Annotated in this window: 18 protein-coding genes; 4 read left to right on the plus strand and 14 right to left on the minus strand. The window is 67.4% G+C overall.

Annotated features, from left to right (window positions below; genetic code table 11):
- Positions 1-39 precede the first annotated feature (39 nt).
- The 12 genes from LMF57_RS14035 to prmB form a co-directional block, all read right to left on the minus strand.
- Positions 40-738 carry a hypothetical protein gene (locus tag LMF57_RS14035; protein WP_229290060.1) on the minus strand — a complete coding sequence of 233 codons (699 nt, stop codon included), beginning with the start codon at positions 736-738 and terminating at the stop codon, positions 40-42.
- Positions 739-743: 5 nt separating this feature from the next.
- The gene (locus LMF57_RS14040; protein WP_229290061.1) at positions 744-6119 is read right to left on the minus strand and encodes a DNA repair ATPase; all 5376 of its coding nucleotides are present in this window, start codon (positions 6117-6119) and stop codon (positions 744-746) included.
- Between the two features lie 82 nt (positions 6120-6201).
- Positions 6202-8220, minus strand: coding sequence for a hypothetical protein (locus tag LMF57_RS14045; protein WP_208082601.1), 2019 nt, complete (start codon positions 8218-8220; stop codon positions 6202-6204).
- A complete protein-coding gene (locus tag LMF57_RS14050; protein ID WP_032975011.1) occupies positions 8217-8891 on the minus strand; it encodes a DUF1449 family protein in 675 nt (224 codons plus the stop codon). The genes LMF57_RS14045 and LMF57_RS14050 overlap by 4 nt, the downstream gene beginning before the upstream one ends.
- A gap of 168 nt (positions 8892-9059) precedes the next feature.
- Positions 9060-9716 (minus strand): phosphoribosylanthranilate isomerase, encoded by a 657-nt coding sequence (locus tag LMF57_RS14055; protein ID WP_025876155.1) that lies wholly within the window; start codon positions 9714-9716, stop codon positions 9060-9062.
- Positions 9713-10483: a tRNA pseudouridine(38-40) synthase TruA gene (gene truA / locus LMF57_RS14060; protein WP_025876154.1), complete on the minus strand. Its 771-nt coding sequence runs from the start codon at positions 10481-10483 to the stop codon at positions 9713-9715. The genes LMF57_RS14055 and truA overlap by 4 nt, the downstream gene beginning before the upstream one ends.
- A gap of 32 nt (positions 10484-10515) precedes the next feature.
- Positions 10516-10875 carry a VOC family protein gene (locus LMF57_RS14065; protein WP_025876153.1) on the minus strand — a complete coding sequence of 120 codons (360 nt, stop codon included), beginning with the start codon at positions 10873-10875 and terminating at the stop codon, positions 10516-10518.
- A 23-nt stretch (positions 10876-10898) separates the two neighbouring features.
- Positions 10899-12890: a FimV/HubP family polar landmark protein gene (locus LMF57_RS14070; RefSeq protein ID WP_229290062.1), complete on the minus strand. Its 1992-nt coding sequence runs from the start codon at positions 12888-12890 to the stop codon at positions 10899-10901.
- Between the two features lie 150 nt (positions 12891-13040).
- Positions 13041-14069 (minus strand): aspartate-semialdehyde dehydrogenase, encoded by a 1029-nt coding sequence (locus LMF57_RS14075; protein ID WP_229290063.1) that lies wholly within the window; start codon positions 14067-14069, stop codon positions 13041-13043.
- Between the two features lie 90 nt (positions 14070-14159).
- Positions 14160-15197 (minus strand): D-glycerate dehydrogenase, encoded by a 1038-nt coding sequence (locus LMF57_RS14080; protein WP_229290064.1) that lies wholly within the window; start codon positions 15195-15197, stop codon positions 14160-14162.
- On the minus strand, positions 15190-16293 hold the full coding sequence (aroC, locus tag LMF57_RS14085) for a chorismate synthase (protein ID WP_117310937.1): 1104 nt from the start codon (positions 16291-16293) through the stop codon (positions 15190-15192). The genes LMF57_RS14080 and aroC overlap by 8 nt, the downstream gene beginning before the upstream one ends.
- Positions 16290-17219 carry a 50S ribosomal protein L3 N(5)-glutamine methyltransferase gene (gene prmB, locus LMF57_RS14090; RefSeq protein WP_117310938.1) on the minus strand — a complete coding sequence of 310 codons (930 nt, stop codon included), beginning with the start codon at positions 17217-17219 and terminating at the stop codon, positions 16290-16292. The genes aroC and prmB overlap by 4 nt, the downstream gene beginning before the upstream one ends.
- Positions 17220-17342: 123 nt before the next feature.
- On the opposite strand from prmB, the gene LMF57_RS14095 reads away from it, so the two are divergent.
- Positions 17343-17993: an SCO family protein gene (locus LMF57_RS14095; protein WP_025876141.1), complete on the plus strand. Its 651-nt coding sequence runs from the start codon at positions 17343-17345 to the stop codon at positions 17991-17993.
- A complete protein-coding gene (asd, locus tag LMF57_RS14100) occupies positions 17990-18832 on the plus strand; it encodes an archaetidylserine decarboxylase (protein WP_025876139.1) in 843 nt (280 codons plus the stop codon). The genes LMF57_RS14095 and asd overlap by 4 nt, the downstream gene beginning before the upstream one ends.
- A gap of 92 nt (positions 18833-18924) precedes the next feature.
- On the opposite strand, the gene LMF57_RS14105 is transcribed toward asd, so the two are convergent.
- Together LMF57_RS14105 and LMF57_RS14110 are read right to left on the minus strand one after the other, a co-directional pair.
- A complete protein-coding gene (locus LMF57_RS14105) occupies positions 18925-19272 on the minus strand; it encodes a ribonuclease E inhibitor RraB (RefSeq protein ID WP_229290065.1) in 348 nt (115 codons plus the stop codon).
- A gap of 23 nt (positions 19273-19295) precedes the next feature.
- Positions 19296-20906, minus strand: coding sequence for a transglycosylase SLT domain-containing protein (locus tag LMF57_RS14110; protein WP_229290066.1), 1611 nt, complete (start codon positions 20904-20906; stop codon positions 19296-19298).
- A 122-nt stretch (positions 20907-21028) separates the two neighbouring features.
- Between LMF57_RS14110 and LMF57_RS14115 the strand changes: the two genes are divergently transcribed.
- Positions 21029-22534, plus strand: a complete 1506-nt coding sequence (locus LMF57_RS14115; protein WP_229290067.1) for a helicase HerA-like domain-containing protein — start codon at positions 21029-21031, stop codon at positions 22532-22534.
- Positions 22535-22612: 78 nt separating this feature from the next.
- Positions 22613-23128: a transcription elongation factor GreB gene (gene greB, locus LMF57_RS14120; protein ID WP_025876131.1), complete on the plus strand. Its 516-nt coding sequence runs from the start codon at positions 22613-22615 to the stop codon at positions 23126-23128.
- The last annotated feature ends 33 nt before the right edge of the window (positions 23129-23161 follow it).

Consider the following 23161-nt stretch of genomic DNA (forward strand, 5'->3'; position numbering starts at 1 on the left):
CAGTGTCCTTGCGGTGGATAAGCGGCAGCGGCGGCCGGCTCAGGGCAGTCTAGCCTGAGCAGCGGCTACTTCGTCGTCGATCTGCGCCTGCAGCGTGGCTGCGTGCTCGGCCTGTGCAGCCTGCGCCTGTGCCTGGCGCGCCAATGCGGCCTGGCGCCAGGCCGGCAGCAGGACATCATGGATGCGGGCGAAGCGCTGCAGCAGGGCTTCGTCCTGCTCCTGCAGCAGCTGCCACTGCCCGCTTTCGATGCGTCGCAGCGTGGCCAGCCGCTGCAGATGGTCCACGCGTGGGGCCAGCGCGACCTGCGCAGCTCCCTGCAGTGTCGCCAGCTGCGCGGCGCCGAACGTGGCCCAGGCCTCCAACGCGGCGGCAGCCGCATCGTTGTCGATGATGGCCCGGGCACGCTGCTGCACACGCTGCGCGAGACCCTGGGCCTGCTCGCGCGCCTGCAGCGCCAGCACGCCCAGCTGCGCCTGCAGCCCCTGCGCCTGTGCCTGGCGTTCAACGTCACGGCCGAGCAGGCACCCCCACCAGCTCTCCTGCCGGCGCAGGCGCGCCGGATCGCTGGCCTGCAACGCCAATGCGATCCGCGCCAGCGCAGCCACCAGACCTTCGCCACCCGCGTCGGCCGGCAACGATGCCGGCTCGGCCAGCACCTGCAGCAGGGGGCTGCCGTACGCAGCCAGCGCGGCCACATCGGCGCGCGCCGGAAGCACGGGTTCTGGCAGGGAGCGCACGCAGGTCACGGCAGCGGCGGCGGCCGTGGGCCTTCATCGGCCACCGTCTCCGGTGGCAATGATTCGCCGTAGAAGTGGCGCATCAGTGCTTCGTCCAGCGCACGTTCTTCCGGAGTCGCTGCACGACGCACGCGCGGGCGGCGACGGGTGTCGGTCGTGGCCACATCGGCCGTTACCTGCTGTCGGGCCCACCCGGCAAACGCCGCCAACGTCTGCGACAACTGCACCTGCTGTTCCTGCGAGGCGACCAGCAGCTGCAGCAGCGGTGCCAGACCAGCCTGCAGGTCTTCGGCCAATGGCGTGGCTGCGGCCTGCGGTACGGCGGCAGCCGGCGCGCTGGCCGGACGTGCATCGGCCAGGCGCTGCAGCGCTGCCAGCAGGGCCGGCCATGGCGCAGGCTCCGGTACGACGGCCACCTCTGCCGGCGGCGGCGGTGGCAGCTGCAACGCACTGGCGATGTCGGCCAGCTGCGCGACCACGCGGCCACCGACATCACTGTCACCGGCACCCATTGCCTTGTTGCGCAGGAAATCACGCTTGATCTGCGCCCAGCGTTGCGCGCGTTCGTCATCGAGCACGCCACGCAGCTCGGCCAGCTTCAGCAGATTCTCTTCGGCACCGGTGGTCAGCAGCTGCGCTTCGCCCAGGTAGTGGTCGGAGATCAGCTGCTGCAGCTCGTCGTCATTCATCACCGGCGAAATCTTCTCCGCCAGCTTGTTCATGTTGCGGTAGCTGCCCTGCAGGCGGAAGGGCGGCTCGGTGCGATAGCGGTCATCCTGGGCAGCGCTGGCGATGTACTGCTGGTTGACCTTGTAGACCACATCCCGGACCTGCAGCATGCGCTGCAGGGTGGCGGTGATCTCGTTGATCTCGGCGCCGCTGTAGGCGTGGCTCAGGCCGTTGGTGGACACATCCTTGCCCATCGCGCGGTCGACCAGCAGGTACAGGTCGGCCATCTCGCGCGTGGCCAGCGGCGCCAATACCGGGTTGGAGGTCAGGCTGTTCTCGATGTAGCTCAGCGTGAAGGCTGCTTCCATGCCACCGAGCACATCGCCCAGGTTGTAGATGTCGGCACGGTTGGCCAGCATGTCCGGAATCTTGAACACTTCGCCCGATTCGGTGTACGGGTTGCCGGCCATGACCACGCAGAACTTCTTGCCACGCATGTCGTAGGTGCGCGTACGGCCGCGCCATACGCCTTCGATGCGGCGCGTGCCATCGCACAGCGAGATGAACTTCTGCAGGAACTCGGGGTGCGTGTGCTGGATGTCATCGACATACAGCATGGTGTTGTTGCCCATCTCCAACGCCAGGTTGAGCTTTTCCAGCTCCTGCCGCGAGGTCGCATCCGGTGCCTGCTGCGGATCCAGCGACCGCACTTCGTGGCCCAGCGCCGGGCCGTTGATCTTCATGAAGACCAGGCCGAGGCGATGTGCCACGTACTCCATCAACGTGGTTTTGCCGTAACCGGGCGGCGAGATCATCATCAGCAGGCCCATCAGGTCGCTGCGCTTGTTCTGGCCAACGGTACCCATCTGCTTGGCCAGGTTGTCACCGATCACGCCGAGATATACGTCGTTGATCAGCTTGTTGCGCACGAAGGACGACAACGGCCGGGCCTTGAACTCCGACAGCCGCAGGGTTTCGCGTTCGCGACCGATGATGCCCTGGCGCACCGCCTGATAGGCATGGAAGGCCGGTACGAACGCCTGCAGGTGGTGCTGCAGGCGTGCCAGGAAATCGTCCAGCGACAGGGTCAGGCTGCCGTTGTGGATGCGGGCGTGTTCGCCCAGCAGGCCGCTGACCTCCGCCTGCAGCGGTGCGTCGCTGGCACGGGTGCGCAGCTGTCGCTGCACCAGCAGCAATGCCGCCGCTTCTTCGACATAGCCGGCATGCGCCGACTGTGCCGGCAGCCCGGCGAGCGCTCGCAGCCATTGCCCGGCCAATGCCCAACGCATGGCCAGCGGATCCTGCGAGCGCTGCAGCGCACGTTCAAGCGCATCACGCTGGCCCGCCTGCTCCAGTTGCTGCGACAGCGCGTCCAGCAATGCCTGCGCGTGCCGGCTGGTGCTGAACACCGGCTCGCCGGCCACCAGTTCTTCGCCCAGGTATGCCGCTGCTGCATCGGCGGCGGCGGCGTCGAACGGCAGTGCATGCGCGAGTGCATGGTCATGCAGCGCCTTGGCCATTTCCGCACGCAGGGCCTGGCGCCCCTCATCGGAACCGAACAGGCGCGCGATGGCCTCCGCACCGGCCTGCCGGCCGGGCCACTGCGCCACGGCTTCATCGCGTTGCCGCGCGGCCCAGAACAGCAGTGCCAACGCACGCACATGGGGCGAATGCCGCAGCGGTCCGGCGGCCTGCTGCAGCGGCAACAGCGCGCGCAGGATCAGGGCGGCGTCATGGTCATGGATACCGCGCTCGTAGCCCTCGCGGTAACGGGGCGCGGCAAAGGCGCGGACCCGCTGGCCCAGCGCTTCCGGTTCGGCCGCATCGTGCTGCAGCTGGGCCAGGTCCAGGCCATCGCGGCCCTCCTCCGCAGCCAGCAACAGGCACCCGGCCAGGTATTCGCCGCGGTAGATCGCTGCCGATTCCGAATCCAGGGTCACCGGCCAGAACGGCTTGAGCGCATCAAGCTCGGGATCGTGCAGGGTCTCCAGGAAATCGGTGCCGGTGAGGTGGATGGCAAGGGTTTCACCCCGTGGCAGCAGGGTCAGGTCCAGCGCCTGGGTGTTCACGCTGAATCGATGGCGCGGACCAAGGCGGACCACGTTGCCGCCGGCCTCGTACAGGTCGCTGCGGTCGCGCAGCTGGCGCACGGCCTGGTCGCGCACGCCCTTCAGGCGCGCCTCGACATCGTCTGCCTTGACGTTGTCGCGCAGCGCACGCAGGCGCTCGGCCAGTTCACGCAGTTTGAGGATCAACGGATCGCCGGCGAAGAAAGCGTTGAGCTCGTCGGCCGTGCCGAACCGTTCGGTACGCTTTCCGAGGCCATCAAGGATGCGGTTGGCGGCATCGAGCACCGAGCGCGCCTTGCGCTGGCGATCATCCAGCAGGGCCTGCTTGTGCGTATCGAAGGCTTCGACCAGCTCTTCGCGCTTGCTCAGGATGTCGCCGAGGAACTGCTCGTGCTCGCCGAACTGGCTTTCCAGTTCTTCCAGCTGCACCAGCAGGCGCGACAACTGTTCGTCGGCCCGCTCAGGGTCGCTGGCCATCGCCAGCGCGCTGGTGATCGACTGCGAGAACAGGGCGAACTGGGCGGCGAACTGGGCCACGGCTTCGGCCGAACCCAGCGACTTGCGGCGCTGTTCGGCGCGTGCGCGTGCCTGGTTCAGGCGCCCGTACAGCAGCGAGATGGATTCGACCACGCGGGTGCGCGCGGTCGCATCGTCGACCTTCAGTCCGGCCATCAGCTCGGACAGCATGTCCAGATCGCCGGCCATGCCGCGCAGGCCGTCCAGCTGCTCATCCAGCTGGCGTGCACTGGCGGCCTGCTGCGCGGCTTCGTCCAGCGCCTGCATGCGGGTGGTCAAGGGGGCCAGTGCTGCATCGCCGGCAAGGAAGGTACCGGTGGCGGCGCCGACACGGTCGTGCGCCTGCACAAGCTCGGCGGCCATCGCCTCGATGCGCGCGGTATCGATGTAGCGCAGTTCGCGGATGGTCAGCAGTCGACCGCGCAGTGCGGTGATCGCGTTGAGCGCTTCGACGAAGGCCTGCACCTCGCTCCAGTTTTCCGGCTGCAGCCGGCCCAGCAGCGCCTTGTGCGTGGCCTCTGCTTCAGCCATTGCCTGGGCCGACTGCTGGCGGATCGACTGCACCTTTTCGTATTCGTCCAGCACCGATTCGCCGGTGGCGCTGATCTGCCGCAGCAGGGCTTCGGCGCCATCGCAGGCCTCGTCACCCAGCCAATGATGCGCATCGAAAAGCCGCCGGGTATCGGCTACCAGGCGCTGGTAGCGCTGCACCGATACATCCTGGCCGTCGATCTCGCGCGCCAGGTTGAACAGGTTGGAGATGCCGCGAACCAGCTCGGCGTTGCCGATGCGCCCCATGAAGGTATTGCCGGGCGGACGGCTGGCGGCGAACTCATCGCTGCTGAAGGGCGTCTGCCAGACCTGCATCGGATGGATGCGGGTCGGCTCGGTGCCTTCGGCATGGAACAGCACCATGCGCCCGTCCTGCATGAAGGCATAGCCGTGGCCGAACACGGGGTTCTGCAGCACGCGCTGGATGGTGTTGTAGACGAACAGCGCCGAACGCCCGCCTTCGCGCTCGTAGAAGATGTACAGCACGTCCTCGCCGTTGGGCGAACGGATGCTGCGCTTGAACTGCATGCCATCCATCGAGGCGTCGAACGCCTTGTGCTCGCCACCCTGCAGGTAATAGCCGCCGGGGAAGATGATGCCGTGGTCTTCGGGCAGCTGCACGCAGGCCTGGACGATGGCATCGTTGCGCACGATGTCGCCGGTAAGCGTGTTGTAGATCAGTCCGCGCCATTCGGTTTCGCGGTAGGGCAGCACTTTCAGCAGCACCAGCGAGCCGACCCGGGCGAACTCGAACTGGGCATCGTCCAGCGACTGCGTGCTGTCCTCCACCGGTTCGCTGTAGATGCCCTGCCCGGTTTCGGTGTTGTTCTCCACCTTGATGGTCAGATCGCCACCGGTGGTTTCCACGAACAGGGTATCGAGGATGTTCAGATGCGAATGGCGGCCGTTGACGGCAAGGTCGCGCGTGGCACGGGTCCATTCGAAATCGAAGGGTGGCGGCAAGGCGATGTCACGCTCGCCGCGTGCATCGAGATAGGTCAGTTCACCTTCGCGTGACAGCGCCCAGCGGAACACGCGCACGTCGCTGCTGCGCTCACCGATCTGGAACGATGCCAGCAGCTTGTCGCCCACCACGATCAGCTGCAGCAGGCGCGCATGCTTGTAGTAGGCGTACAGCTCCTTGAAGTCATGCACGAAGCCGGGCTGGTCGAGGAAACTACCCTTCAGTTCAAGGGCAGCGACATCGTAGCCATCAGCGCCCTGCACCAGCCGGTACAGACCGAACACATCTTCGATGCGGGTCTGGGTCTTGAGCCCGATGAACACGTTGTAGCCGAACAGCAGGCGATCCGGGCCGACCTGGACGATGTCGCGGCCGACACAGTTGTTCTCGCTGCGGATGCGGAAGCGGCCGACCACCTCCAGGCGGCTGTCGCCGAACTCGGCCAGGCGCTGTCGGTTCAGCTGCTCGGCAACGGCCTGCAGGCGCTGGCCCTGTTCGCCGAGACGGCGCCGCAGGACTTCATAGGCGCCGCCCTGGGCTACGGCCTGGTCGACGGTATCGCCGGCAGCCTCTGGTGCGGCGGACTCGGTGGACGGTTTGGTTTCGGACATCAGCAGGTTTCCGGCTCACGGACGGCCGGCCGTCGATGCGGCCGGCACGGGTGGGCGATGGCGATGGCCATCGCCGGGTGGATCAGCGCGCGCTGTCGACCACGACGGTCGCCGCGACGGGCACGGTCTCCGCGTCCTCGGCGATCTGCCGCGGTGCATTGTCGGCCACGTTGACGCCCAGGTAGCGCTGCATCAGGTCCTGCACGATCGGACTCTTGCCGGCGAAGCCTTCGATCGACTTGCCCAGCGAAACCGCCTTGATCAGGTTCTCGAACATGCCGCCGTCGCCGCCAACCAGGTCGATGTCGGCGTTGCGCAGCGCGCTGGCGATGACGCCGGCGTTCTCGCGCGAGACTTCCTTGCCGGCTTCGATCGAGGCCAGCGCCTGCTTCAGGCTGTTGTCCAGCATCATGCGGAATTCTTCATGGCCGCGCGCCTGGTCGCTCAGCGAGGCGATGGCCTCGAACTTGCGGACCAGGCCCTCGGCCTCGGCCAGCAGCTTCTTCTGCACCACGCCGGCTTCGGCGTTGCCCAGAGATTCGGTGGCGGTGGCGCGGGCCAGGCCCATCTTCTCCTCGCCCTGCGCCTGTGCCTGCAGCGTCTCGGCCAGCACGCGCGCCTCGTTGCTGCCCTGCTTCAGTGCGGCTTCGGCCTTGGCCTCGATCACGCGCGCCTCGGCGATGCCGACCTTCTCGATGGCCAGCGCCGACGCTTCGCGTACCTGCGCTTCGGCCAGGCCGGGTGCGGCCTGCTCGGCGCGGAAGGCGTCGGCCAGCAGGCGCTTGGCCTCGGCCTGCTTGCCGGCGGCTTCGTGCTCGGCCTGCGCCAGCGTGGTCAGCTCCACCGCGCGATGCTTGGAGGCGGTCTCGCGGGCCTGGGCTTCCTTCACTTCGCGCACCAGCGATTCCTGCGCCTTCGCCTCGGCTTCCAGGATCAACACCTGCTTCTGGCGGTCGGCCTCGGAGACTTCGCGCACTTCCTTGATGCGCTCTTCTTCCTGCGCCACGGTCTTGTCGATGGAGATGCGTTCGCGGGTGATGTTGGCCACGTCCATCTTGCCCTGCTCGACCACCTTGTCGCGCTCCACGCCCTGCAGCTGCACTTCGCGGTCGGTGGTGACCTGCTCCAGCTGGCGTGCGCGCTCGACGCGCTCGGCTTCGATGGCCACGGCGCGCTGGCGGTTCTGCTCGGCCACTTCAACTTCGCGCATGCGGTTCTGCTCGCGGATGTCGATCACCTGCTGCGCTTCGATGCGGGCGTTCTCGGACAGCTGGCGCTGCTCTTCCTGCACCTTGGCGGTCTCGGCTTCCTCGCGCGCACGGATGGTCTCGATCTCGCGCTTCTGCCGTGCCTCGGCTTCGGCCTGCTGCCGTTCAAGCGCCAGCAACGCTTCGCGGGCTTCGACGTTCTTCTTGGTGATGGCCAGCTTCTCGTTCTGCTCCAGCTCGTTGGTCACCACGTTCTGCGCAGCGGTCAGCTCGGTGATCTTGCGGATGCCCTGCGCATCGAGGATGTTGAACTGGTCCAGCAGCGACTTCGGGGTCTGCTCCAGGTAGTCGATGGCCACGTCTTCCAGCACATACCCATTGAGGTCGTTGCCGATCACCGCGATGATCTCGTCGCGGAATTCCTGGCGCTTCTCGAACAGCTCGGTGAAATCGAACTTCTTGCCGACCGTCTTCAGTGCTTCGGAGAACTTGGCGTTGAACAGCTCATCGACGGCATGCTTGTCCGATGCGCGGTCGGCGCCGATCGCCTTGGCCACGCGCAGTACGTCGGCCTGGGTCTCGTTGACGCGCAGGTAGAACGCCACGGCGATGTCGGCGCGCATGTTGTCGCGGCAGATCAGGCCTTCCTTGCCGCGGCGGTCGATCTGCAGGGTGATCAGGCTGATCCGCATCAGCTCGGCGCGGTACAGCACGGGAATGATCAGCGCACCGGTGAAATGCACCTTCGGGGTGGAACTCATGTCGTTGACGATCAGGGCCACGCCCTGGTCGACCTTGCGGTAGAACGCCTTGAACAGGCCCGCCACGCCGAGCAGGAGGGCGAGGACGCCGCCCACGATGATCAGGAAGGGGAGCACGGATGCCAACGTCATTGATGTTTCTCCTTGTTGCCCGGAAGCAGGTTGTCCTGGAAGTCGAGGGCGACCGCGTCGGCGCGGACCACCCGGTAATGGTGTTGTGCAGCCACGTGCTCGACCAGCACGATGCGCTCGCCGCGCTGCAGTTCGATGTCGCTGCGGATCTGCAGGACCAGGCCGGCACCGCCGTCATCGACGGTGGCATGGCCACTGCGTGCGTCGACCTTCGGCGAAGCGACCACGCCGACCCGGCCCAGCAGCGAGGCCTGCGGCACCGGGCGCAGGCGCAGCAGGAAGCGGCGGATGGGACGCAGCAGCAGCGCGGTGACCGGCACCGCCGGCAGGGGCGCAAGCACCGCCACGACGGTGCCCAATGACCAGCGCAGCAGGTCGGGCAACGGCAGCAGCAGGTACAGATGGATGAAGTAGGTGAGGGTCCAGGCGAACAGGCTCAGCAGCGTCACCACCACCATGAGCGGCACGCCGCCCAGGCCCCAGCGCGCCAGCAGCGCTGACAGGCCACTGAGATGGGCATCGCCTTCAAGGGCGCCATCGGCACCGGCCTCGCCGAAACCGTCATCGACCAGGCCAAAGGCGGCAATCCCCCAATACAGAACCGCCACCGCCAGCGCTACGCTGTACGGGAGGGTCGGATAACCGAGTACGACGGTTAGGAATTCCTGCATCGCTTGCCTTCCTGGGCGGGGGCGCCAAGCGCCCGTTCGGAGCACGCCACCAGCGGCTCCGTCGATCCCCGTGCCGGCCCTCATGGCCAGCACGCTTGGGATCATCCTATGTGAAGAGGGTGTGCAGGCTCAAATGTGAAGACCGGACACCTCGGAAGTGACCATGCCTCAATCCAGCACGGCGCAGTCGGAGCGCCGGACTTCTTCCACGAACGTGCGCATCTTGTAGCCGTCCTTGATGCCCGGCTCCAGTTCGATGCCACTGGAGACATCCACGCCCCACGGCAGGGTCGCCAGCACGGCGTCATGCACGTTCTCCGGCGTCAGGCCTCCGGCCAGCAGGAACGGCCGGTGCAGGCCGGTGGGAATACGCGACCAGTCGAAGGCCACGCCGGTACCGCCGCCGCCGCCCGGCGCATGGCTGTCGAACAGGAAGCCGGCGGCGCTGGGGTAGCGCAGCTGAAGGGTGCGCGCATTGATCTCCTCGCGCCCGCCCATGGCGATCGCCTTCAGGTAAGGCATGTTGAAGCTGCGGCAGAAGCTCTCGTCTTCCTCGCCATGGAACTGCAGCAGGGTCGGCCGCACGGTACGCAGCACCTCGCGCACTTCTTCCCTGCTGTTGTTGCGGAACAGCGCCACCACGTCGACCATCGGTGCGATGGCCTGGCGCATCGCGCGCGCTTCGGCCGGCGCGACCCGGCGGCTGCTCTCGCGGGCGAAGATGAAGCCCACCGCATCCACGCCCAGCTCGCCGGCCAGGCGCACGTCGCCGGCACGGGTCATGCCGCAGAACTTGATGCGGGTACGGTAGTAGGAGCGGCTCATAGCGTTACCTCGGCGGGCAGATGCCAGTTGTCGGGGTACAGCGGCCCCAGGAACACCAGTCCCTGCGGAGGAGCGGTGGGACCGGCCACGGTGCGGTCGCGCCCGGCCAGCAGTTCGGCGATCCACTCCACCGGCTGCTCGCCACTGCCGACCAGTATCAACGAACCGACGATATTGCGGACCATGTGATGAAGGAATGCATTGCCGCGCACCGCCACCTCGATGACGTCGTCGTGGCGGCTGACCTGCAGCGACTGCAGCTCTCGCCGGGCATGCAGGGCCTGGCACTGGACCGAGCGGAAGGCGCTGAAATCGTTCTCGCCCAGCAGGGCCTGCCCGGCCAAGTGCATGCGCTCGGCATCGAGCGGGCGCCGCTCCCAGCTCAGGGTCTGCCGGCCCAGCGCCGGGCGCACTTCGCGATTGAGCAGGCGGTAGCGATAACGTCGTGCGCGGGCGGAGAAACGGGCATGGAAATCGTCGGCCACCGGCACGCACCAGCGCACGGCGATCGAACGCGGCAGGCGGGTAGTGGTGCCGAGCATCCACGCGCGCGGATCACGCACCACGTCGGTGTCGAAGTGCACGACCTGGCACTGGCCGTGCACGCCGGCATCGGTGCGGCCGGCGCAGACCACCTGCAGCGGGGTATCGGCCACCGATGACAGGGCCTGTTCCAGGCTGGCCTGGACGCTGGGTCCGCCCTCGCCCAGGTTCTGCCAGCCCCTGAAATCGCTGCCGTCGTACTCGACGCCGAGCGCGTAACGCATGTGCTACCTCGATATTGCGGGTGGGGCGGCGCTCAGGCCGGGTCGCGCTCGGACCAGACCGCCAGTTCGTTGCCACCGGGCTCGACGAACTGGAAACGGCTGCCGCCAGGGAAAGAGAACACGGTCCGCACGATCTGACCACCGGCCGCACGCACCGCCGCTTCCATCGGCGCCAGCTGGTCGGCATACAGCACCAGCAGTGGCGCGCCTTCGCTGGCACGTTGTGGTTGGCCACGGAAGAAGCCTCCCTGCAGGCGGCCATCATCGAAAGCGGTGTAGTCGCTGCCGTAATCGACAAACGACCAGCCGAACACGACCTCGAAGAACGCGCGGCTCGCAGCCGGGTCGCTCGAGGCGAATTCAACGTAGTCGAGACGGCGTTCGCGGGTCATCGCAGGTCCTTGTCGAAAGGGTGTCAGGGCAGACGGGCCAGCAGTTCGCGGGCCTGCGCCTGGCAATGCAGGTCACCCCCTTCGGCAACCTCCTGCAGCAGGGTGCGCGCGGTCTGCGCGTCGCCCAGGTCCAGATAGGCGATGGCCAGTTCCAGCCGCTCCTGGCCGATACGCGGTGCCCAGTCATGGCCATTGTCTGCAGCAGACCCGACGGCGTCCTCGGCGGCAGCACGGTCGTCGTGCAGGTCGACCGGTGCAGCCGTCTCATGCTCATGCGGTTCGGCCGGCAGATCGAACACACCGCGGAACTGCGGCTCCTGTTCGGCCTGCAGCGCGTATTCGGGCACGGCCACCTCGGCTGGCTCGATGGGCGCCACCGCAGCAGCGCCGGCAGGATCGTCCCAACGCGGCAGATCGTTCACCGCAGCAGGCAGTTCAACCCGTTCGTCTTCATCAAGCTCACCCGCCCGCCACTCGGCCGGCGAGGCATCCTCATGGATGTCCGCAGCTGGCACGTCATGGTCGGCAGTGGCAGCCCAGGCCGGCATCGCCGGTTCCTGGCGTCCGCCATCGGCGGCGAAGTTCACCCCGGCGTCCTGTTCGGTCAGGGTATCCAGCGCGGCACCTGCCGGCAGCGCTGCTGCCAGGCCGGCGGCATCGTGTTCCTCGCGCAGCGGCGGCAGCGGCGAGGGCTTGCGACGACGCAGCAGCCAGGCGCCCAGGGCAACCAGCACGAGCAGCGGCAGGCCCAGCCAGTACCACGGCGTGCCAGCGCCGGGCGCACCGGGCGCCTGGGCCAAACGTTGCTGCGCGGCCGCCAGGTCGTTGTCCTTCATCGCGATCAGTGACTGCTGCTGCTCCTTGAGCTTCTCCAGCTCCGCCACGCGCTGCTTCAGATCGCCGATTTCGGCATCGCGGGTGGCGATGTCCTCCTTGGCCTGGCGCAGTTGTTCGTTGCCCAGCATGTCACCCTCGCTGCCGGCACTGGTGCCGGTGGTTGTGCCCGCGTGCGCGGCGTCGGATGCCAGCGCCGGAGCGATTTCAAGTCGTGCCCCGGTGGCCGCAGCCGGGGAAGAAGCAGCGCCATCGGCCTTGGCCACCGGCATCGCGGCGCCAGCCGGCTGTGGCACGGTGCGTGCCTGCCGCCACTGTGCGGCATGCTCGCGGACCAGCGCGGCGGCCTCGGCCGCATCCACCGCGGCCAGTGCGGTATCGCCCGGCATGCGCAGTACCGCGCCCTGCTTGAGCAGGTTGACGTTGCCACGGATGAAGGCTTCGGGGTTGGCACGCAACAGCGCGATCATCGCCCGGTCGCGACTGATCTGATTGCCACGGGCCAGCGAGCCGGCGATCTGCGAAAGCGTCTGTCCGCGCTGCACGGTCACACTGCCGTCTGCGGCGAGCGCTGGTGCAGGCGCTGGTGCTGGTGCAGGTGACGCAGCCCGTGGACGCGGTGCAGCAGGTGCGGCGGCCGCCGTGACCGGTGCGGGCTCGGGTGCGGGTGCGGTTGCAGCCGCGGCAGGCGCATCACGGACGATGGTGTCCGACAGCACGCCGGCCGGCGCGACGATTTCCGGTTCGGCCACGGCCAGTGCACTGGCCGGTGCATCGACCAGCGCCGAGTACTCACGCACCAGCCGGCCCTGGCCCCAGTCGGCCTCGACCAGGAAGCTCAACGAGGGTGTCTCCACAGGCGTCTGCGAGGTCACCCGCACCACCGCCCTGCCCTGCGCATTGCGGGTCAGCTCGAACTGCAGTTCGCTGACCAGACCCGCCGGGCGCTGCAGGCCAACGCGCTCGAAGGTGACCGGCGAGGCGAGCGCGACGCGCAGGTTCTCAAGTTCGGACGGATCGGCCGAGATCACCGGGATCTCGGCCAGCAACGGCTGTCCCGGCTTGGACAGGACCCGGATGTCGCCCAGGCCCAGGGCCATGGCCGAACTGCTGACCAGGGCCAGCAGCGCGGCGGAAAGACAGGTGAGCGGACGCCATGCGCCCTTGGCTCGTTTATTCATGGGCGACACTATAAAGCGTGCGGACCACGGTCCGCACCCACCGGGGAGGCGGACTGCGCTAGTGCCGGCCATTGGCCGGCAGGCACGGGCATGCACCGATAAGGCACTGCCGGCCAGCGGCCGGCACTACCGGTCAGGCAACAGCGGGGATCAGCGCTTCTCGGCGGCGACCAGCTCGGCCAGCTGCACCGCGTTGAGGGCTGCGCCCTTGCGCACGTTGTCCGACACGATCCACAGGTTCAGGCCGCGCGGATGCGACAGGTCCTCGCGGATGCGGCCGACGTACACCGCGTCGTTGCCCGAGGCATGGGTGACCGGCGTCGGGTAGCCACCGGCCTCGTGACGATCCACCACCTCGATGCCTGGCGATTGTTCCAGCAACGCGCGCGCTTCGGCCACGGTCACCTTGTCACGGGTTTCGATCGCCACCGATTCGGAGTGGCCATAGAACACCGGCACGCGCACCGCGGTCGGGTTCACGAGGATGCTGTCGTCGCCCAGGATCTTGCGGGTCTCCCAGACCAGCTTCATCTCTTCCTTGGTGAAGCCGTTGTCCAGGAAGTCGTCGATGTGCGGGATCAGGTTGAAGGCGATCTGCACCGGGAAACGCTGCGGATCGATTTCCTGGAAGCTCAGCAGCTGGCCGGTCTGCTTGCCCAGTTCTTCCAGTGCCGAACGGCCACCGCCGGATACCGACTGGTAGGTGGACACGTTGATGCGCTCGATGCCGTACTTGCGGTGCAGCGGTGCCAGCGCGACCAGCATCTGCATGGTCGAGCAGTTCGGGTTGGCGATGATGCCGCGCGGACGGTTGGCGACCTGGTCCGGATTGACCTCCGACACCACCAGCGGCACGTCATCGTCGTAACGGAAGGCCGAGGAGTTGTCGATCACCACCGCGCCAGCGGCAGCGAACTTCGGGGCGTATTCCTTGGACACGCTGCCACCGGCCGAGAACAGGGCGATATCCACGCCACTCGGGTCGAAAGTGGCCAGGTCCTGGATCCTGACCTTGTTGCCGTTGAATTCGATTTCGCCGCCGGCCGAGCGCTCGGAAGCGAGCAGGCTCAGGGTGCCGACCGGGAAATCGCGCTCGGCCAGGATGGCCAGCATGGTCTCGCCGACCGCGCCGGTGGCGCCGACGATGGCGACGTGGAAGCTGCGTTGTGCATTGCTCATGGGGGAACTCTCACGAAAACGGGAAGGGGGAAAACTCACGCACGACAGCTGGGTTCGGGGAGCCTCCTCGGATGGATGCGCGGAGGTTCCCTATCGTTTCCCGCTTTTTTTGTCCGAGGTCGCGCGCGCGGCAAGGGCCGCGTCGGCGTTGATCGCGCTCGGCATGCGCGACGGGCTGCCGTCCAGGCCAAGCCCGGCCAGCAGATTGTCCACGGCCATCTGCACCATGGCCGTACGCGTGGCCAGCGATGCGCTGCCGATATGCGGGGTCAGCACGATATTGCGCAGGGCCAGCAGTTCCGGCCGCACGTTCGGTTCGCCTTCGTAGACATCCAGGCCGGCCGCCGCCAGGCGACCGTTGGCCAGTGCATCGGCCAACGCCAGTTCGTCGACGATGCCGCCGCGGGCGATGTTCACCAGGGTGGCAGACGGCTTCATCCTGGCCAGCGCGGCGGCGTCGATGATGTGGTGCGAGGCGGCGGTGTATGGCAACACGGTCAACAGATGGTCGGACTGCGCCAGCAGCGTGTCCAGATCCACGTAGGTCGCGCCGAGCGCGGCTTCGGTATCGGCCGGCAGCCGCGAACGGTTGTGGTAGAGCACCTTCATGCCGAAGCCGTGCGCGCCGCGACGGGCGATGCCCTGGCCGATGCGGCCCATGCCGAGGATGCCCAGCGTGCTGCCATGGATGTCGGCACCCAGCATGGTCTGGAACGACCACTGCCCCCACTGGCCCTCGCGCAGCCAGCGCTCGGATTCGGTGATCCGGCGCGCGGTGGCCATCAACAGCGCAAAGCCGAGATCGGCGGTGGTCTCGGTGAGAACGTCCGGGGTGTTGCTGGCGAGAATGCCGGCGGCGCTGAGCGCGTCGACATCCAGATTGTTGTAGCCGACGCCGACATTGGCGATCACCTGCAGCTGCGCGGCCTCGGCGACCTGGGCCGGGCCGATGCGCTCGTTGAGGGTGATGATCGCCCCGTCAACGTCGGCCAGCTGCGCGGCGATCCGCTGTGGCGACCAGGAGGTGACGGTATCGGTGGTGCGCAGCTGCACGCGATCGCGCAGCGGCGCGATGGCCGCGTCGATCAGCGGCTGGCTCACCCATACCGTCGGCCGCGTATCAGCCATCAAGCTGGCCGGGAATGCGCGGGGTGATGGTGCCGACATCGCCGCACTGCGCGCGGTGGCGCAGCGCCTGGTCCATCAGCACCAGGGCCATCATCGCCTCGGCGATGGGCGTGGCGCGGATGCCGACGCAGGGATCATGGCGGCCGGTGGTGACTACCTCCACCACATTGCCGGCCGTATCCAGCGACTCACCGGGCAGGCGCAGGCTGGACGTCGGCTTGAGCACCATCGAGGCGACCACCGGCTGGCCGGTGGAGATGCCACCGAGAATGCCGCCGGCATGGTTGCTGGCAAAACCCTGCGGGGTCAGCAGGTCACGGTGTTCGGTGCCCTTCTGCATGGCACTGGCGAAACCGTCGCCGATCTCCACGCCCTTCACCGCGTTGATGCTCATCAGTGCGGCCGCGAGCTCGCCATCAAGCTTGCCGTAGATCGGCTCGCCCCAGCCCGGCGGTACATTGTCGGCGACCACGTCCACGCAGGCACCGACCGAATCGCCGGACTTGCGCAGCGCATCCATGTACGCCTCCAGCTCGGGCACCTGTGCGGCGTGCGGCCAGAAGAACGGATTCTCCTCGACTACCGACCAGTCGAAACCGGCCGGAGTGATCCCGCCCAGCTGCGACAGGTAGCCGCGCACGGTGATGCCGAAACGCTCGGCCAGCCATTTCTTGGCGACCACGCCAGCAGCCACGCGCATGGTGGTCTCGCGCGCCGAGGAGCGGCCACCGCCGCGCGGGTCGCGGATGCCGTACTTGTGCCAGTAGCTGTAGTCGGCATGCCCCGGACGGAACTGCTGGCCGATGTTGCTGTAGTCCTTGCTGCGCTGGTCGGTGTTGCGGATCAGCAGCGCGATCGGGGTGCCGGTGGTCAGGCCCTCGTACACCCCGGACAGGATCTCGACCTCGTCGGCCTCGCGCCGCGCCGAGGTGTGCCGGCTCTTGCCGGTGGCGCGACGCTGCAGGTCATGGCTGAATTCGGCCGCGTCCAGCGCCAGCCCCGGCGGGCAGCCATCGATCACGCAGCCGATGGCCGGCCCGTGCGATTCGCCGAACGTGGTGACGGTGAACAGCTTGCCGAACGAATTGGAGCTCACGGGCGCTGCGCCGCCAGTTCGGTGATGCGCGCGCTGTGGGCGATCAGCTCGCGGCACTCGACCGCGAAGATGCCCATCTGGCCGACCTTGAACTCGACCCAGGCGAAATCCACTTCCGGCAGCAGCTTGATCAGGTGCTGTTCGGATTCGCCCACTTCACAGATCAGCAGGCCGTCCTCGCTCAGGTGCAGCGGCGCGTCGCGCAGGATCTTCAGCACCAGGTCCAGGCCGTCGTCGCCGGCACGCAGGCCCATCTCCGGCTCGTAGGAATATTCCTGCGGCAGGGCATCGGTCTCGTCGTTGGTGACGTACGGCGGGTTGGTGACGATCAGGTCGTAGTGGCGACCGGTCAAGCCGTTGAACAGGTCCGACTTCAGCAGGGTCACGTTGTGCGCCTGCAGGCGTTCCTTGTTCTCTTCGGCCAGTGACAGCGCATCATCGCTGAGGTCCACGCCGTCCACTTCCCAGTTCGGGTAGTAGTGGCCCATGGCGATGGCGATGCAGCCCGAACCGGTGCACAGGTCCAGCGCGCGGTTGACATCGCGGCCGGCCAGCCACGGCTCGAAGCCGCACTCGATCAGTTCGGCGATCGGCGAACGCGGCACCAGGGCGCGCGCGTCGCTCTTGAAGCTGAGGCCGGCGAACCAGGCTTCACCGGTCAGGTAGGCAGCTGGGATGCGCTCGTCGATGCGGCGCTGGAACAGCTCCAGCACCGCCAGCTTCTCTTCGCGCAGCAGGCGCGCCTGGCCGTAGGCCGGGCCGAGGTCGTGCGGCAGGTGCAGGCCGTGCAGCACCAGCTGGGTGGCCTCGTCCAGGGCATTGTCGTAGCTGTGCCCGAAGGTCAGGCCCGCAGCATTGAAACGGCTGGTGCCGTAGCGGATCAGATCGATGATCGTATGGAGTTCGGCGGCCGTTTCAGCGGTCATGGCGGTACTGCGGGCAAAGTGGCCCCCGATTATAGGGGTTGCCGCCTGCGCCGGCATCCGTTGCGGCAGAAACGATCCAGCCGCAGCCGGTATGATGGTGGCCACTTCCTGCGGCGGAATCCCATGTTCAATCGCAACGTCGGCATCATCCTGCTGATCGCCCTGGCGGCGGGCCTTGGCCTGCTCGCCGCCCAGCAGGTGTTCGCGCCGAAGCCGCCGGCCGGGCAGCCGGCCACCGAAGCGATCACCCTGTACCCGCAGCCGCGCGCCCTGCCCGACTACAACCTGGCCCAGTCCGACGGCACGCGCCTGATTCCCGGCGAACTGAAGGGCCACTGGACCCTGGTGTTCCTCGGCTTCACGTTCTGCCCGGACGTCTGCCCGACCACCCTGGCCGAGCTGGCCGGTGCGCAGAATCAGTGGGAAGCGCTGCCCGACGGCCTGCGCCCGCGCGTGCTGTTCGTCTCGGTCGACCCGGAGCGCGACACCGCCACGCGCCTGGGCGAGTACGCCCATGGCTTCCACAAGGACACCCTGGCGGCGACCGCCGACATCCCCTCGCTGGAGCGCTTTGCCACCTCGCTGGGCTTCGTGTTCCAGAAGGTGCCGGGCAAGCACTTCGACGAGAATCCCGAGGATTACACCCTCGAGCACTCCGCCAGCCTGGCCGTGCTCGATCCGCAGGGCCGGCTCGCCGGCCTGGTGCGGCCCCCGTTCAATGCGCCGGCGATCGCCCGCGACCTGCAGAAGCTGACCGAGAAATCCGCCCCATGAGTCTGACCACCGCCCTGACGTACGTCCTGCCCCACCGCCTGCTGTCCTCGATGGCGCGATCGCTGGCGTACTCGGACAACCCGCGCGTATCGCGCTGGCTGATCGACACGGTCACCCGCAAGTTCAACGTCAACCTGGATGAAGCGGCCAATCCGGACCCGCGCAGCTACCCGACCTTCAACCAGTTCTTCACCCGCGCGCTGAAACCCGGCGCGCGCGTGGCCGATGCCGATCCGCGCAGCCTGGTGATGCCGGCGGACGGCCGCATCAGCCAGCTCGGAAAGATCGACGCCGGGCGCATCTTCCAGGCCAAGGGGCAGTCGTTCACCGCCGCCGAGCTGTTGGGCAGCGCCGAGGACGCCAAGCCGTTCAACGAGGGCCTGTATGCCACGGTGTACCTGTCGCCGCGCGACTACCACCGCGTGCACATGCCGTGGACCGGCACCCTGCGCGAAACCGTGCATGTGCCCGGCCGTCTGTTCAGCGTCGGCCCGGCCGCGGTGAACAACGTGCCTGGCCTGTTCGCACGCAACGAGCGCCTGGTCTGCCACTTCGACACCAGCTTCGGCCCGATGGTCAGCGTGATGGTCGGTGCGCTGCTGGTGTCGGGCGTGGAGACGGTATGGAGCGGCGAAGAGATTCCGCATTACGGCGACCGCATCACCCGCAAGGATTACCGGGGCCGCGGCATCACCCTGCAGCGCTTCGAAGAGATGGCGCGCTTCAATTACGGCTCGACCGTGATCGTGCTGCTGCCGCCGGGCGTGGCCGAATTCGCCCCGCACCTGGATGCCGAGCATCCGGTACAGCTGGGCCAGGCACTGGCCAAGCTGCGCTGATCCTGCGGTAGTGCCGGCCGCTGGCCGGCATCTCCGTTGATCCAACGCATCGAGCGTTGCCGGCCAGCGGCCGGCACTACCGGATGCGGGCGTTATTGCAGGGTCGGCGCCGGGCCGACGTCCATGCCGTCGTAGTCTTCCACGCCCATCTGCGTGGCCAGCGCGCTCAGTTCCTGGTTGCGCTTGTCCAGCGAGGTTTCGTCGTGCACTTCCACGCGCTCTACATGCAGCACGTGGAATGCAGCCTCACCGTCTTCCGGCTCCTGCTCGAACAGCTCCACCAGTACATACCCCTGCGCCTGCAGGTGGGTGGCCAGCTCCTGCAGCGGCTCGGCGCTGGAGTGCACGAAGAAGTACCCCCACAGCAGCGGGGCATCCAGGTCCCAATCGGTGTTCTCGCGGAGGTTGGTGAACAGATTGCGGGTGTCTTCAAGGTCCATGCGATATCCAGAGTGCGGAAATATTATTTGTCGCAGCCCTGCAGCTTCAGCACCTGGCCGTGGCGCAGGCTGTAGCCGGGGGCCTTGAGGCCATTGGCGCGGGCCAGCACCGGCACATCGCACTGGAACTTCGCGGCGATCCGGCCCAGGGTCTCTCCCTTGCCGACCTTGTAGCTGCGGGCCGGCTTGGCGCGCGGGGCCTGCGCCGGGCGCGGCGCAGCCACCGGCGCGGCGGGCGTGGTCGGCACGCTGCTGGCGGCATTGGGATCGACCACCGGCACCACCCCGCCCACGGCCACGCTGCCGGTGTAGCTGGCAGCACTCGGGCGCACGATCGCGGCATTGAGGTCGGCGGTGATCAGGGTGCGGGCCAGATCGGCACGCGGGCCGCTGACGCAGTTGCGCGCGTACAGGCCAGCAATGCGGTTGGTGGCGTTGATGAGGGTTCCTGCCGGAATCCAGCCATCGGCCTCATAGCGCGGGTTGAGGTTGCGCAATGCGCGCATGTAGCCATCGCGGGTGCCATGGCTGCCCAGGCAGATGGTCAGTTCGTAGATCGTGGTCGAGCGGGCCAGGCGGATGGTGGCCGGCTGCGCGTTGATCTTCGGGAACTCCACGCCGTACTGCTGGGGGTGCAGGAAGATCCAGGACGCGGCGATCACCATCGGCACGTAGTCCTTGGTTTCGCCCGGGAACTGGTTGTAGACGCTGTCCACCCAGAAGCTCTGGCCCGGGTACTGCTTGTAGACGCGCGCTGCGCGGCCCTCACCGCCGTTGTAGCCGGCCAGCGACAGTTCGACGTTGTTGTTGAGCTCACGCATCCGCTCATTGAGGTACGTCGCGCTGGCTTCGGCGGCGCTGCGCGCATCGAAGCGGGTATCGAAACCGGTACCGTCCGGGCCCAGGCCGAAGCGGCGGCCGGTGGCCGGCATGAACTGCATCAGGCCCGCGGCGCCCGCACGCGAGGACGCATGTACACGGCCGTTGGATTCCTTGGCCATGATGCCGAACAGCAACGCCTCGGGCAGGCCGCGCTTCTCCCATTCCGGCCACATCACCGCACGCAGGTTCTGGTAATTCTCGTAAGTGGTCATCAGCGCCGGGCGCATGTCGGTCAGCCAGCGGCGGATGCCGGCCTGCACGGCGGGGTTGTACTCGACCATGTTGTCGAAGGCATGGCGCTTGTCGTTCAGCAGCGCCGCTGCGCGTGCCGCCTCCGGCACATCCGCAGCCAGCGGGCCGACATGGTCCGGGTCGGCTTCGAGGCGGTCGCCGGCCTCATCGGCCACGTCATCATCGGCGGCGGCATCGGCATCGTGCTTGAGCAGGCGCTTGTAAGTCGCCAGCATGTTGCTCATCTGGCAGCCCTTCTGCTTCACGCATTCGCTGATGACATCTTCCATGTCCTCCAGCGCGGCATCGGCCTCGTTGCGCCCCTTCGGATCGGCGTTGGCCACCAGCAGAACGGCATCGCTGTAGCGCTTCTCGGCTGCAGTCATGCGCTGCTGCAGGGCATCCACCTTCACCTTGTCCCGGGCCGAAACCCGCTGTGCGTGGGCCTCCGGTGCCAGGGAAACCAGGCCAGCCAGGGCCAGCAGCGGCCAGGTGCGGGAAATCAGGACAGGAACGGGCATTGGTGGCACTGTGTATGAAACAGGCAGGCAGAGTAGCGGCGCTGCCAAGGTCGGGGCAAGCCGACCTTCGGCCCGTCACCGTCGGCGGTTAACATTGGCACATTCATCACAAGGGCTGGACCATGGATCCGATTCTGCTCGGCAAAGGCATCACCGACGATGTGGCTGTCACCCTGCTGCCGAAACTCGGCAACCGCCATGGGCTGGTCGCCGGCGCCACCGGCACCGGCAAGACCGTGACCCTGATGACCCTGGCCGAGGGCTTCTCGCGGATCGGGGTACCGGTGTTCCTGGCCGATGTGAAGGGCGATGTCTCCGGCCTGGCCGTGCCGGGCACCGGCGCCGAGAACCTGCTCAAGCGCGCGGCCGAGATCGGCGTGAGCGACTATGCCCCGGCCGCCAGCCCCACCGTGTTCTGGGACCTGTACGGCAAGCTCGGCCACCCGGTGCGCACCACCGTGAGCGAGATGGGCCCGACCCTGCTGGCCCGCATCCTGGAATTGAACGACACCCAGGCCGGCGTGCTCGACATCGTGTTCAAGCTGGCCGACGACCGCGGCCTGCTGCTGCTGGACATGGACGACCTGCGCGCCCTGCTCGGCCTGGTGGCCGAGGAGCGCAAGGACATCTCCACCGAGTACGGCCTGGTCAGTGCGCAGTCGGTGGCCGCCATCCAGCGCGCCCTGCTGCGGCTGGCGCAGGATGGCGGCGAGCATTTCTTCGGCGAACCGGCGCTGGAACTGGCCGACATCATGCGGGTCAACCATGACGGCCGCGGTGTCATCGGCATCCTTGCCGCCGACCAGCTGGTGCTCAAGCCCAAGCTGTACTCCACGTTCCTGCTGTGGCTGTTGTCGGAGCTGTTCGAGCAGCTGCCCGAAGTGGGCGACCTCGACAAGCCGAAGCTGGTCTTCATTTTCGACGAAGCGCACCTGCTGTTCGACGATGCACCTCCCGCTCTGGTACAGCGCATCGAACAGGTGGTGCGGCTGATCCGTTCCAAGGGCGTGGGCGTGTACTTCTGCTCGCAGTTCCCGGACGACGTGCCGGCCAACATCCTTGGCCAGCTCGGCAACCGGGTACAGCACGCGCTGCGCGCATTCACCCCGCGCGACCAGAAGGCGGTGAAGACCGCCGCCGAGACCTTCGTGCCGAACCCGAAGCTGGATGTGGTGAAGGTGCTCAGCCAGCTCGGTACCGGCGAAGCGCTGGTGTCCACGCTGCAGGACAAGGGCGTGCCGATGCCGGTGCAGCAGACGATGATCGCGCCACCCCGCTGCCGCATGGGACCGGTCACCGACACCGAACGTGCGCAGGTGCGTGCCGGCAGCCCGGTCGGCACGCGCTACGACACTGCCGTCAACCGCGAATCGGCAGCCGAACTGCTGGCGCAGCGCGCGCAGAAGGCCGTCGAGAAAACCGATGCGCCGGCCGCGCGCAGCCGTGAGCAGGACGAAGCGCAGGAAGGCGGTTTCGGGCAGTCGATCAAGGACGCCATTTTCGGCACCAAGCGCCGCCAGGGCATGATCGAGACGATGGCCAAGCAGACCACGCGTACGGTCGGCACCAAGCTGGGCAACCAGATCGTGCGCGGCATCCTCGGTGGCATCTTCGGCGGCAAGCGCTGAGAGCCCCGGCAGTACCTTTGCGGCGCGCCGACGACGGCGCGCCGTAGTTGTTTCATTCCGCACGAGAAGCCGCATTACATGTCGCGTTGGCGCCCCCCCGCAGAAAAGAGCACCGCGCTGATCACCGCCGCCGGCCATGCACGTTTGAAGGCCGAGCTGGATGAGTTGTGGCGGGTGCGTCGACCCGAGGTGGTCAAGGCACTGGCGGCGGCCGCGGCCGAAGGCGATCGCTCGGAGAATGCCGAATACACCTACCGCAAGAAGCAGCTGGGCGAGATCGATCGTCGCGTGCGCTACCTGACCAAGCGCCTGGAATCGCTGCGCGTGGTCGACACCACGCCGACTGATCCGCAAGCCGTGTTCTTCGGTGCGTGGGTTGAGCTGGAGAACGTGGACAGCGGGCAGACCAGCCGCTACCGCATCGTCGGGCCGGATGAGACCGATGCGGGGCTGGGCTGGATCAGCATCGATTCGCCCTTGGCGCGGGCCTTGTTGAAGAAGCGCCTGGATGATGAGTTTTCGGTGGAACTACCCAGTGGCAACCACACCTTTGCGGTGATCGGTGTGGAGTACGAGACCGCTGCCAACGGCTGAGCCTGTGGCGGGCAGCGGCGCTCAGCCGGGCAT

The sequence above is a fragment of the Stenotrophomonas sp. SI-NJAU-1 genome (assembly GCF_020883215.1).
GTDB lineage: Bacteria > Pseudomonadota > Gammaproteobacteria > Xanthomonadales > Xanthomonadaceae > Stenotrophomonas > Stenotrophomonas indicatrix.

Excerpts from the sequence above, each read along its gene's own strand:
- prmB (WP_117310938.1), bottom strand. The coding sequence starts at position 17,219 with ATGACCGCTGAAACGGCCGCCGAACTCCATACGATCATCGATCTGATC.
- LMF57_RS14115 (WP_229290067.1), top strand. The coding sequence starts at position 21,029 with ATGGATCCGATTCTGCTCGGCAAAGGCATCACCGACGATGTGGCTGTC.
- truA (WP_025876154.1), bottom strand. The coding sequence starts at position 10,483 with ATGCGTTACGCGCTCGGCGTCGAGTACGACGGCAGCGATTTCAGGGGC.
- LMF57_RS14080 (WP_229290064.1), bottom strand. The coding sequence starts at position 15,197 with ATGGCTGATACGCGGCCGACGGTATGGGTGAGCCAGCCGCTGATCGAC.
- LMF57_RS14065 (WP_025876153.1), bottom strand. The coding sequence starts at position 10,875 with ATGACCCGCGAACGCCGTCTCGACTACGTTGAATTCGCCTCGAGCGAC.
- LMF57_RS14040 (WP_229290061.1), bottom strand. The coding sequence starts at position 6,119 with ATGTCCGAAACCAAACCGTCCACCGAGTCCGCCGCACCAGAGGCTGCC.
- LMF57_RS14095 (WP_025876141.1), top strand. The coding sequence starts at position 17,343 with ATGTTCAATCGCAACGTCGGCATCATCCTGCTGATCGCCCTGGCGGCG.
- LMF57_RS14050 (WP_032975011.1), bottom strand. The coding sequence starts at position 8,891 with ATGCAGGAATTCCTAACCGTCGTACTCGGTTATCCGACCCTCCCGTAC.
- LMF57_RS14070 (WP_229290062.1), bottom strand. The coding sequence starts at position 12,890 with ATGAATAAACGAGCCAAGGGCGCATGGCGTCCGCTCACCTGTCTTTCC.
- asd (WP_025876139.1), top strand. The coding sequence starts at position 17,990 with ATGAGTCTGACCACCGCCCTGACGTACGTCCTGCCCCACCGCCTGCTG.
- LMF57_RS14105 (WP_229290065.1), bottom strand. The coding sequence starts at position 19,272 with ATGGACCTTGAAGACACCCGCAATCTGTTCACCAACCTCCGCGAGAAC.
- LMF57_RS14045 (WP_208082601.1), bottom strand. The coding sequence starts at position 8,220 with ATGACGTTGGCATCCGTGCTCCCCTTCCTGATCATCGTGGGCGGCGTC.
- greB (WP_025876131.1), top strand. The coding sequence starts at position 22,613 with ATGTCGCGTTGGCGCCCCCCCGCAGAAAAGAGCACCGCGCTGATCACC.
- LMF57_RS14110 (WP_229290066.1), bottom strand. The coding sequence starts at position 20,906 with ATGCCCGTTCCTGTCCTGATTTCCCGCACCTGGCCGCTGCTGGCCCTG.
- LMF57_RS14055 (WP_025876155.1), bottom strand. The coding sequence starts at position 9,716 with ATGAGCCGCTCCTACTACCGTACCCGCATCAAGTTCTGCGGCATGACC.
- LMF57_RS14075 (WP_229290063.1), bottom strand. The coding sequence starts at position 14,069 with ATGAGCAATGCACAACGCAGCTTCCACGTCGCCATCGTCGGCGCCACC.